Here is an 11,313-nt window from a genome sequence, read left to right as displayed (position 1 = left end):
GTTACCTTCTTAAGAATGTTTTTAATAATTGTTCGGTTTCATATAAAGGTAAGCCTACAACAGAAAAATAGCTACCCGCAATGTGAGTTACAAAGCGGCCGCCTAAACCTTGGATACCATAGCCACCGGCTTTATCTTGTGGCTCACCTGACTCCCAATAAGCATTAATTTCTTCATCTGTTAAGGTTTTAAAAGTAACATCTGTGCTTACAACACAGCTAAGCACATCATTTTGCGTCGCAAATGCAACTGCGGTAAGAACTTGATGCGTGTTACCCGATAGGCGTTTTAACGTGTGTGTAAAATCGTTTTTATCGCGAGGTTTACCCAATGACTCGTTGTCTATAACAACCACGGTATCACTACCAAGTACAGGGCGATCGGTATATCCAAGCTCTACACCGCTTTGGGCTTTCAAGCGCGCTAAACGCTCAACAAGAGCTCTAGGTTGCTCGTTTGGAAGTGGGCTTTCATCTGCATCAACACTAAACTGTGTAAATTCGACACCTAATTGGCTTAATAACTCTTTACGACGGGGAGAGGCTGATGCCAAATATACTGCGGTAGTCATTACCTGATCCTAAAATGTCTGCGATATTTACGAAGTAGTAAAAAAACCCAAAACCAGCTAACCATTCCGGTTGCTACTGGCCATAAGTACTGTGGATTAAAATAAACCCCTAACAAAAAGTGATTTAGCCAAAACTGCATTAAGTGATACAGCGTTAAAAATAAACCAATTAGTAGGCTTTGTTGCCAAAGCGAAAAGTTACGAATTTTTTGAAAGTTGCTCGCGGTTACAAAAATACATACCGAGAATGTAAGCGAGTTCACGCCCAGCGGTGAGCCAGACGCTAAATCTATTAATAAACCAACGACCCAAGCAGTACCAATATTTAAACGATGTGGTACTGCTAGCGACCAATACATAAGTACAAGTAAAACCCAGTCAGGTCTAAATGGTTCAAACGAAAATGGAAGTGGCATCAGTGCCATTATTAACGCAAAAAAGATGCTTAGCGCAATTAACAATGAATAACGGTTAATCATCGCTGATTTGCTCCTGTTGATTACGCCATAAAATAACCAGCAAACGAATACGATCTAGTTGCGCAATAGGTTCTGCAAAAACTTGTGCAAACGGTCGCCCTTCATCACGATTTATTTCAGTTACTACTGCCACCGGGTATCCTTCGGGGAATGTGCCCCCTAAACCCGATGTAACAAGTACATCGCCAATTCGCACATCTAAACTGTGTGGAACGTGAGAGAGCTTAACGACGTTAATTTTACCTATGCCTTCAACAACCGTTCGTACATCGTTACGAAGTATACGCACAGGTGTGGCATGTGTGGTGTCGGTCATTAGTAGCACGCGTGAAGTTGTTGAACCAACCTTTGTAAGCTGCCCTACTACACCCATTTCATCAATTACAGCTTGGCCTTCACTAAGCCCGTCAGTTGTACCACGGTTAATAACAACCTGATGACTATACGGGTTTGAATGTACAGAAAGTACCTGAGCAATAATTTTACGATTTGATTGCTTTGCAGATGAGCCTAATAAGGCGCGCAGTTTTTGATTTTCTCTGGCTAGAAATTGATACTGCTGAAGTTGCTCGCTTTGTAGCATTTGCTTTTTTTTCAGCGCTTCGTTTTCAGTAAGAAGTTGATCCCGCGTATGCAGGCTTTTAGCACTTAAGCTAAATAATTCGTAGGGTAAATTAGCAACATAGATTAGTGGGCTAACTAGAGTATTAAGGCTGGTACGAACAACGGTACCACCTTGCGTATATCTGTCTCCAACTATGAGTACGATACTCAAAAGCACTGCGACAAAAAGTCGCAGTTGCAAAGAGACTGTGCGTCCAAACATTAATTTCATTAGTCGTAACTAAAAACGTCACCACCATGAACATCGATCATTTCTAATGCTTTACCACCACCACGCGCAACACACGTAAGTGGATCATCAGCTACAACAACCGGAATACCCGTTTCTTCCATTAATAAACGGTCTAAATCTTTTAACAATGCACCACCGCCAGTAAGTACCATGCCGTGCGCAGAGATATCTGATGCCAGCTCAGGTGGTGATTGCTCAAGTGCAACCATTACTGCACTCACAATACCCATTAACGGCTCTTGTAGAGCTTCTAGGATTTCGTGTGAGTTAAGCGTGAATGAACGCGGAACACCTTCGGCAAGGTTACGACCGCGCACTTCAATTTCGATTGGCTCATCAGTTTTGAACGCAGAGCCAATTTGATGCTTAATATTTTCAGCTGTCGCTTCACCAATTAAGCTACCAAAGTTACGACGTACATAATTAATAATAGCTTCGTCAAACTTATCGCCACCAATACGAACAGATGATGAGTAAACAACACCGTTAAGTGAAATAATAGCCACTTCAGTTGTACCACCACCAATATCAACAACCATAGAACCTGTTGCTTCTGATACTGGTAAACCTGCGCCAATAGCTGCTGCCATTGGTTCTTCAATTAAGTAAACTTCACGAGCACCGGCACCCATTGCAGATTCACGTATTGCACGTTTTTCTACTTGAGTAGCACCACACGGTACACAAATTAGTACACGCGGACTTGGGCGCATAAAGTTATTGTTATGCACTTGCTTAATGAAATGTTGTAACATTTTTTCAGTTACATAAAAATCAGCAATTACACCGTCTTTCATTGGACGGATTGCTTTAATATTTCCCGGTGTACGGCCTAGCATTTGTTTTGCTTCTGTACCTACAGATGCAACACTTTTAGGTCCACCAGCGCGTTCTTGGCGAATAGCAACAACAGAAGGTTCGTTTAATACAATACCTTCTTCTTTTACATAAATTAGGGTATTGGCTGTACCCAAGTCGATCGATAGATCGTTAGAAAAAATACCACGGAGTTTTTTAAACATGAGGCTGGATGACCTTTGAAATACGTTCTTATATTAGCTGCCTCACTTTAACATGCTCAACTATATGAGCAATATAAAGCGCAGCGCCTTTGTGAATTTGTGAAAAAAGGAAGCAAAGCTTCCTTAATTGAGTTTATCGTTCGCGAACTAAGCGAAAACCAATGTAGTTAGATCTAAAATCAGGCGCTAAAATTAAACGCGTAGATGCACGAGCAAGGCTTGGTGCAAAATTCCACGCTCCGCCTCTTACTGCTACATCAGACTCACCTGATTCTTTATCGGTCCATTCCCATACATTGCCTACGGTATCGTATAATCCAAATGCATTTGGAGAAAAAGAACCTACTGGTGATGCACGTCTATTTGACCATTCACTACCACACCAACCACAGTTAGCTAGGTTTTTACCAATTTCGTTACCCCAAGGGTATTCTGTTTCGGTTCCTGCACGTGCTGCGTATTCCCACTCAACTTCGTTAGGTAAACGAAATTGCTGCCCTGTTTGACCCGATAACCACTCAGCGTAAGCTTTTGCATCGTTATAAGTTAAACATACAGCAGGAAAGTCACTGCCTTGCTCAAAACCAGGATTACGCCAATTTAAATTTGCTTCCCATACTGGTTCGCCATTTAAATAATACGCACACCCTTTATTTTTTTCCGCTTGAGTTTTATAACCTGTATTTGCTACAAATTTTTCGTAGGCACCTACGGTTACTTCTTTACTTTGCATAGCGAAAGAATTTGCTATTACTTTTTCAATTACTGGACGTTCATTAGCTAAACCATTGCCATTGATATCGCCCATTTTAAATTTGCCTGCAGGAATAACGACAACCGGCGTTTCAACGTTTGCATTTAATACATTAACGTTTTCACTAACCTGGCGTGTTGTTACTTCTGGTTGCTCTCGAGTATAGGTCGGTGCAGCAATCGACTTAGGCTTTTTTACCAAATTTGCATTAATTGTTTGTGCTTTATTTAAATCAACACGAACTTGATAAGGCTTATAGCCTAGTTTACGTATTTCAATGTTGTGAATACCCGGCGGTAAACGTGTGATCAAGCGTGTTGAGCCGAAGCTTACACCATCGATAAACACTTCATCGTCGTATACGTTTGATCGTAATGTCAGCTCTATTGATTGATCCTTCTTCTTATTAAGGATAGAAGGGTAATCTTTTTTCACCGATGCAGGTTTAACTGAATAATCACGTACTGGCTGCTTTTCTAAACGAGAAACCGACACAGTGTTGCTATTATCCGCGCTATTACTGAATGTTAACTGACTATCAGTAAATGTATTGTTATACGCGGGTTGATAAGCAGCAGTAAGTGGCGTGCCGTACTCAGAACAATAACGGTTATCAATGCTTAATAAGCTACATAAACGGCTACTGTTTACTTCGCCGCGCATGGTTACGCTTAAGTTAACGTTGTAGTTACCTTGGCCGCTAAATGCACTGTTAACTACATGGCTACTTAATATTTGTACTTGAGCGCCCGCCAAATTACGTTTTGGCTCAACAATGCGCTCTTCTGTTAAGTTTGCAAATATTTGATCTACAAAGCGCTTAGTTGCTTTTTGTAGCCCCATTTGCTGACCGCGTTGCTCACACGCCGCTAGCGTTTCTGTTCGCTTACAGTTAATCGTATGGTTAACTTCAAGCGTGCCTTCACGTGTAAACTCGTTACGTAAACGCTCTACTCTGGCTGTAGTTAACTGCTCTTTTAAACTTTCTAAAGTATTTAAAAGCGTATGCTTAGCAACACGAATTTGCTCTATATCTTTACGGTGGGATGCAATTGCCGCCAACTGCATAGAAATATCATCTTTGTTTTGCTTATGATCAATCACCGCTTTTTGATAGCGTGATTGAGCCGCACTAATATTAATAGTGGGATCGTCAATTAAACGACGGTACATTTCGTTCATCGCATCGAGCGCTTGGTTTTTTTCTTTATCTAGCTCTGTAGAACGAGAACGAAGTAGCTCTAGTTGATTTTGTAACTGACTTTCTTCTTTAAGATGTTTTTCAAGTATTCTTGTCGAGTTATCGTATTCTGTCTGTTTAACACTAATCTCTGACTCAATTCCAGTTACTGTAGCTGTGTCTTGTGCAAATGCACTACTAGCTAACAAACTAGCTGAAATTAACAGAGATAAAGGAGTAATTCGCATATATTCCAGTCCCAAAAAGCGGCAATTATTTGGTCGTTATTATTTTTTATAATTAAAGCCTTATGCTATGTACTTGCAGCACAAAACACAAGCTTTGTTCAATTATTATCTTAGTTTACAACTATTCGCGTGTTTCACGCCAGTAAATAACCCGATCATTTCCTCGAAAGCGTCCAAATTGTAAAATAGTACGAGGATCAAGCTGTGTTTCATCCCCCTGCCAATCCCACTTTAACCAATCATAAGTATTATATTCTAAGGTAAATTCACCCAAACCATTTGGCTGCGCATAAATACCATTGTTTGCCGGATACACTCCCGCCTCTAACTGGCCAGATACACCCGTTCCATATTCATAGGCTAACTGCGGGCTGTTAGGTGATATTTGAGTGATTTGGGTATGATCAAATACACTACAGTTATCTTCTGCGTTATTTACAAATCCACTGCCGTTGTAATACTGAGCCTGCATAGGAATAAGTAAAGGGTCGAGATCGGAGCCTGCGTTATTACCAAGGACTAAGCGTCCAAATTTAAACTCTATTGGTAATGTATTTAGTCTTACGCTATTACAGCCACCCGAGCATGCTGCTTGTGTATTAGGTTTATCATTTGCATCAATGAGCGTTGCTCCTTCTATGTTAGAAAGCGTTACCATTAAACTCACCATAGCAAACGGTCCATCTGCTTGCCCTACACCTAATCTTTGAAGTGTGGTGTTTATTTGGCTCATTTGCCACTGGCCGTCACTTATATCTCCCCAGTTATTATTTCCTAGGTTTACTAATCGGCTAGCAAAATTAGTTGCGGGTACATAGTTAGCTACTTCATTATTTTCGGCATTAACCTCTACACTGGACTTATCAAAGCCCTCTTTATAATTAGCCATTAGCTCACCATTTTGATTTAGCGCTTGTACTGTAAAGCCAAGTTCAAAAGGTTGATCAAGGTAAGTTAAATTACTGCCGTATTGCGTGCATTGTGCGGCAGCTTGAACCCCCACTACCTGAAACTGCGAAGGTGCAAAACGACCAATATTATATAATTCACCTTTTACATCTCCCGCGCCAAAGTAATCGGCATCTTGCAGACCTGCTGTTAAATCAATGATGCCAACTTGGTCGTAATTATACTGCGATATAGATTCACTCAAACTGCCTGTGTCACTAAAGGCAACAGTGCTCATCGCTTCAAGCGTACCTTGAACGCCTGGCGTAGGCGCTTTAAGTAATGCCTCTACAAGTGGTTGCTCTGTAATAAAGTGCTTGGCAATGGTGTTATTTATTATATTGCTGTAGTTATCTGGGTAACCATCGTTGTTAGTGTCTTGCCCTGTTTGCCATTGCACCGCATTCATCTTTAAATCAAATGCTTCGCCAGTTAATCTAAATAAACTCCCATTGGCATCTGCTGCATAACCATCACTTGCAACTTCCATCGCTAATCCAAATGGCTTTACAACATACTCATTTGAACTCCCCGTTAAATTTACTGATAAATTAGTGACTGGGTCTAAAATTAAATTGGTATTTACATTTAAACTCAACTTTCCTGCATCGGGATAATTTATAACAATCGGAGCTTTAGACTCACTATCAAAGTTTAGTATGAACGATTTAGCTGCTTGCTCTACCGCAAAGGTATTATTGTTATTACTAAGTGAAACCGTATCAGAGCAACTTGCACCAGCACTGCATGTATACGATAAATCTAAGCTTACATCACCACCTGCAGGAAATGCCGCTTCACATACGCCCGTAGTGGTATTAGTTTTTACCGCCTGGATAGATAACGCTTTTGCATTAAAGCCTGTACTTGAGGGTTTTGCTGATAGCTGAGTTGGAATGGTAGTATTTCCATCTGTATCATTATTAAAAATAAATCCGGCATCAGAAAACGTAACTTTACAGCCACTCAAACCAACATTATTACCACCGATATAACAACGAAGAGGTGCTGAAGGTTCTGCAGTGTTGTATCCAAATGTAACACTGCCTGTGGTGCGTTTAGCAAATTCGACAACCGCTGATCCTGTAAAATTAATATTCTCCCCCGTAACCCAACTTTGCTGACCACTATTATCTGGAGAAAGGTTTAAACTAGACGGCTCTGCGAATAATAAATCGCAGGCGTCATTTGCACAGGCTGTGAGTGTCATTTCTTTAGCTTCACACGTTAGAGCATTATTATCGCTGATTGTTAAACGATAATGATCTAGGGTTTCTGGTATATAAATGCCACAAAAACCAGGGATACTTTCGGGTACTGGTAGAGCGTCAAACGTTGAGCTCCCTTCGGTAATAATTTGAGTAGCCGATGTAATTGACCCCTGATACGTCACATTTTGAGCGATTCTTACCTCACCAGTGGCAACAATATAGCCCGCAATATTTGCATCGGCTGCAATAGCAACCGCACCATCGACATAAATAGCCAAGTACGCGCCAGTTTCTACTACTATATTTGTTTTACCTATATTCAAAAATGAAGTTGATAGAAGTGAGGTTGTGTCTTTTAAAAAAATACGTGTAGGCGCTGTTACTCTGTATTGTGTTTCCAGCATACTTAACTGCAACTCATCGTAATAATAGTCGCCAGCTAAAGACGTAGGTACGGGCCCTGTTGAACTACCATCGTTTGTAACCGTTGGCACCTGCGCCGCTTGATTGGGCTCTAAAGAGTTATAACCACCAGCAACACACGTCTGACCATTACATAAAGGAGGGCTCGTCAGCGCTGTAGAAATTAAATTTGTGGTGGTGACAAACTGCGCATTACCATCGGTTATTTCTACCCCCTGCACCAGCTGTACTTCACCGTTGTTATAAGTAGAAATAGCGCCTGGGAATAACGTATCACAATCTAAAATATCACCATTAAATACAAAGGTACTGGTCATGGCGAGTATTGATGCTTCCTCGTTTACGTGACGGCGCTCGTTATCGCCATCACGGTCTTCGTCAACAACAAGCCCAAGCCTGTCAGTTCTTAGGTTACAGCTGCGTAGCCACCCGCCATCATCTTCTTGGCGTGAGTTTTTACTTGCAACCACCAAAGGAGCCACACTAAAGTTATTAGTAAAACTAAAGTAATTACAGCCATCGCTCCAACCGTCAATTTCAAAGCCTGTGAAAAAAGTTTCCCACGATACCTCAACGCCATTATCGTCAGTAAATGTGCGGTTACTTCCTGGCTCCACTGCCATGTAAGCAACAGTTTCGTTTTTTATGAGCCCAAGTGCTGTTTCAGATGCCTCTAAAGCAATATTAACGCCGCTGGCAGATAGAGAATTACTTTCTACTGCAACTGTTAAAAACGGAATTAATGCCTCAGAAGGTGGATTGCTGTCTATGCTATTGAGTGTTTGTAACGAATGGAAAAAGTTTGGCCTTTGAGTAAACGGTTCAGCAAATGTTAAAGACTTATAGCCTTTAGGTGTCAGTGGAGCAAAGCCAGACTTAGAGCCATACTGTAATTCGAGTAATAAGTCTGTACTGCCCACTTCCATAATTGTGCCGTCTGGAAATTGATGCACACCATACTCAACAGCTAAATAGTGCGCCCCCATACTAATATGTCCACCATCTTCTCCTGAAGGTTCAAGCGGTAAGGCCTCAAAGCTAGTTGTGGTTATATTACGTATTCTTATTATTGCAGGGTTTCCACCTTGGTTGGTTGAGAGCATAAATACAGCAGGAGGCGTTATATATTGCTGTTGAAAATTTACTTTTGTCCAAACAGGCGATGTGTATGTATCTTGCAGCTCTATATAACGGCCCTCGATTTTTGGAGGCACTGCATTTGCGTGATTACAAAGTAACACGCAGCTAAAAAATATAATGACTAATGCACTTTTTATCATGGTAAAGTTTTAGCCTCCACACTGAGTGTTCTTTGTGTTTCCCAATAATCCTTTCTGCATTCATTTCCTGCAGGGCAATCAATTGCGGCGCACGTTGCACTACTTTGTAAGTAATAAATATTAACAAGCCCGTTTGTTGTGCTGCTGTCGGGTAGGTCTATATATTCATCGCAACTCACCAGCACGTTACAATTAGCTAAATATGCAGTTTGAAAGGTTAAATTAGTTGTAACTGATGCACAGCTTTGCACTGAGCTATTTATTGGAAAGAGTTGCGTTAAACCACTTTCTAATCCACTTTGCGCCGCCATAAAAGCGCGAGCGCCGTAATACTCAATGGTATTTTGTTGAGATGCACCAGAAAGCACTTTAACTAATGCTAATCCTAGTGCTAATAAAGCAACAATAATTACCAAAGAAACAATTATTAAGTTCCCTTTTTGTTTACTGGGTAAGGCTTTTCCGTGATGATTTTTTTTAAGGTACATTAGGAATATGCACCTCATGGTTAAAATTCATTACTTCAGTATCGTTAAATTGCATTTGCGCATTCACATTAAGCACAGCGTTTCTTTGTAGGGAGAGCGCATCAAGAGTAAAAAATAAATCGCTCGCTAAATTATTGGCAATGTAAATACCTAATAAATCACGTTTAACACCACTGCTTATTTGTAAGCTCACGGCATCTAATTGATTAACAATAAAACCGTAATTGGTATATCTATATAAATACTGCCCTTCAACGCAAAAACTTACAGGTTGAGAGAGTAAATAAAGGCGCTTACTCGGCGACTCTTGGGCAAATGCTTTACTAAATTGCCACTCATCAATTGCACTAGTGGTGGAGCTATTAAATGCTGATAGTTTTAAACGCTTATTATTATTCTCATCGTATATATCAGCGCTGCTTAATGGGTAAATAGTTGCCCAATCTCCAGCTTGCGGCTGCGTTAAATTATTAAGTTCAAAATCAACAGCGCTAACATTAAAAGGCGCTACGGTAGGTAAGTAATTTGTATAGTGAGTCGCCGATAAAAACGGCGTAAATTCTAAGCACTGCTGAGCACTGCACGCTCCGCTAGTGCTGTTATCGCAAGAAAGCCTTAACGAATTTGGTGTAGCGTGGCGAAGCTCTTTACTAAGTCGCGTTATTAAAAAGCGGGCCTGGGCTACTGCTTCTTGGCGTTCAACACCTTGCGAATAAATACTGACTCCAGCACCAATAAATGAAAATGCACTTACGGCTAAAATACCAATAATAACCATGACAAGTAATAGTTCTATAAGGGTAAATGCATTTTGGTATTTAGCTCTTTGCATTAGTAATTCCCTTTGTATGCACTAAATCCATAAACTTCGCCTAAGGGTGATGTTACTTCTATAGTAATACGCTTAAAGGTTGTGCCATCGTTAATGGTCAATTCGTTAAAGTCGCTATCGTATTGGACTGTAATAACTAAGTTAAAGTCACTGTATTGGCTTAACACCTCACCAAGGCTATTAGTAATAGGCTGGTTAGACAGTGCAATATAGTCATCTACATCGTTATAACTGGTTCTGGTTTCTGAGTTATCTACTCCTAAGTCAGCAGGTGCGGTACAAGCCTCAGCACCTATAGATATTTCGCCACACCGCTTAAAAGGAGAGCTTCTGTCGCTGTGTTCATCAAATGATTTACTTTGAATTTCGTTCATTAGTGATTGGCCAAATTCAGAGGCTCTTAAAGCCACAATCGGCTCTGCACTTTTTTTGGCTTGTGGGGCAATTAAAGCTGTAATAATGCTCAATGCAATCGCAAACATAACTATGCCAATAATAAGCTCAATTAAAGTAAAACCTTTTACTTTAGGGGCACGCATATATTAGCCCTTCTCCACTTATGCATACACCAGCTAATCCAACGTCTATTCGACACTGCGTAGTACAAGTTTGATTTGATTTACCTAAAGGATCAAAACTAATTTGGGTAAATATATTTGCGTTACTATCTAAAGCGCTAAATGTTATATCACTTCTTTGCGTGTTTATTTGTACTACTAAATGATCGGTGTTGTTTACATCAGCGCCACCGATACATGTATCAGGTGTGGGGGGAGCAATAAGTGTGGAGTTTATATAAAGAGTATGGCAACTTGTTGTCGCTGTATTTTGCATTGCACGTAACTGCACTGTTCTCAGTGCATTTAAAGTACGGTCTCGATATGAGTATGCATTTTCTGTTGAGCTGCCCAGAAATTTGGGAACTGCCGTTACCGACAGTATTCCCAATATCACTAGAGTAATAATTAACTCAATGAGTGTGAAGCCACGCAATCGTTGCTTACTACTGCTTTTCATTTAT

At 40.6% G+C, this 11,313-nt stretch carries 10 protein-coding genes; all 10 read right to left on the bottom strand.

Annotated elements, in window-relative coordinates; genetic code table 11:
• Window position 1: 1 nt before the first annotated feature.
• Window positions 2-571 (bottom strand): nucleoside triphosphate pyrophosphatase, encoded by a 570-nt coding sequence (locus H5088_RS04675; RefSeq protein WP_002958404.1) that lies wholly within the window; start codon window positions 569-571, stop codon window positions 2-4.
• Window positions 571-1,050: a rod shape-determining protein MreD gene (mreD, locus tag H5088_RS04670; RefSeq protein ID WP_002958403.1), complete on the bottom strand. Its 480-nt coding sequence runs from the start codon at window positions 1,048-1,050 to the stop codon at window positions 571-573. Before mreD ends, H5088_RS04675 begins: the two co-directional genes overlap by 1 nt.
• Window positions 1,043-1,885 (bottom strand): rod shape-determining protein MreC, encoded by an 843-nt coding sequence (gene mreC / locus H5088_RS04665; RefSeq protein ID WP_173400216.1) that lies wholly within the window; start codon window positions 1,883-1,885, stop codon window positions 1,043-1,045. Before mreC ends, mreD begins: the two co-directional genes overlap by 8 nt.
• A complete protein-coding gene (locus H5088_RS04660) occupies window positions 1,885-2,928 on the bottom strand; it encodes a rod shape-determining protein (RefSeq protein ID WP_002958401.1) in 1,044 nt (347 codons plus the stop codon). The genes mreC and H5088_RS04660 overlap by 1 nt, the downstream gene beginning before the upstream one ends.
• A gap of 133 nt (window positions 2,929-3,061) precedes the next feature.
• Entirely contained in the window at window positions 3,062-5,110 is a 2,049-nt protein-coding gene (locus H5088_RS04655) for a formylglycine-generating enzyme family protein (protein ID WP_024605452.1), read from the bottom strand.
• A gap of 121 nt (window positions 5,111-5,231) precedes the next feature.
• Window positions 5,232-8,972, bottom strand: a complete 3,741-nt coding sequence (locus H5088_RS04650; protein ID WP_182752300.1) for an H-type lectin domain-containing protein — start codon at window positions 8,970-8,972, stop codon at window positions 5,232-5,234.
• Window positions 8,969-9,460, bottom strand: coding sequence for an agglutinin biogenesis protein MshP (locus H5088_RS04645; protein WP_182752299.1), 492 nt, complete (start codon window positions 9,458-9,460; stop codon window positions 8,969-8,971). Before H5088_RS04645 ends, H5088_RS04650 begins: the two co-directional genes overlap by 4 nt.
• Window positions 9,450-10,292: a type II secretion system protein J gene (locus H5088_RS04640; protein WP_182752298.1), complete on the bottom strand. Its 843-nt coding sequence runs from the start codon at window positions 10,290-10,292 to the stop codon at window positions 9,450-9,452. Before H5088_RS04640 ends, H5088_RS04645 begins: the two co-directional genes overlap by 11 nt.
• On the bottom strand, window positions 10,292-10,831 hold the full coding sequence (locus tag H5088_RS04635; protein ID WP_182752297.1) for a prepilin-type N-terminal cleavage/methylation domain-containing protein: 540 nt from the start codon (window positions 10,829-10,831) through the stop codon (window positions 10,292-10,294). Before H5088_RS04635 ends, H5088_RS04640 begins: the two co-directional genes overlap by 1 nt.
• Complete coding sequence (locus tag H5088_RS04630) at window positions 10,818-11,309, bottom strand: type II secretion system protein (protein ID WP_182752296.1); 492 nt, start codon at window positions 11,307-11,309, stop codon at window positions 10,818-10,820. Before H5088_RS04630 ends, H5088_RS04635 begins: the two co-directional genes overlap by 14 nt.
• Between the last annotated feature and the right edge of the window lie 4 nt (window positions 11,310-11,313).

Origin of the sequence: Pseudoalteromonas sp. SR43-3 (genome assembly GCF_014163875.1) — a bacterium.
Classification (GTDB): domain Bacteria; phylum Pseudomonadota; class Gammaproteobacteria; order Enterobacterales; family Alteromonadaceae; genus Pseudoalteromonas; species Pseudoalteromonas distincta.
The sequence above is the reverse complement of the archived record's forward strand: the minus strand, read 5'-3'. Positions and strand labels throughout refer to the sequence as shown.

Excerpts from the sequence above, each read along its gene's own strand:
- H5088_RS04675 (WP_002958404.1), bottom strand. The coding sequence starts at position 571 with ATGACTACCGCAGTATATTTGGCATCAGCCTCTCCCCGTCGTAAAGAG.
- mreD (WP_002958403.1), bottom strand. The coding sequence starts at position 1,050 with ATGATTAACCGTTATTCATTGTTAATTGCGCTAAGCATCTTTTTTGCG.
- mreC (WP_173400216.1), bottom strand. The coding sequence starts at position 1,885 with ATGAAATTAATGTTTGGACGCACAGTCTCTTTGCAACTGCGACTTTTT.
- H5088_RS04660 (WP_002958401.1), bottom strand. The coding sequence starts at position 2,928 with ATGTTTAAAAAACTCCGTGGTATTTTTTCTAACGATCTATCGATCGAC.
- H5088_RS04655 (WP_024605452.1), bottom strand. The coding sequence starts at position 5,110 with ATGCGAATTACTCCTTTATCTCTGTTAATTTCAGCTAGTTTGTTAGCT.
- H5088_RS04650 (WP_182752300.1), bottom strand. The coding sequence starts at position 8,972 with ATGATAAAAAGTGCATTAGTCATTATATTTTTTAGCTGCGTGTTACTT.
- H5088_RS04645 (WP_182752299.1), bottom strand. The coding sequence starts at position 9,460 with ATGTACCTTAAAAAAAATCATCACGGAAAAGCCTTACCCAGTAAACAA.
- H5088_RS04640 (WP_182752298.1), bottom strand. The coding sequence starts at position 10,292 with ATGCAAAGAGCTAAATACCAAAATGCATTTACCCTTATAGAACTATTA.
- H5088_RS04635 (WP_182752297.1), bottom strand. The coding sequence starts at position 10,831 with ATGCGTGCCCCTAAAGTAAAAGGTTTTACTTTAATTGAGCTTATTATT.
- H5088_RS04630 (WP_182752296.1), bottom strand. The coding sequence starts at position 11,309 with ATGAAAAGCAGTAGTAAGCAACGATTGCGTGGCTTCACACTCATTGAG.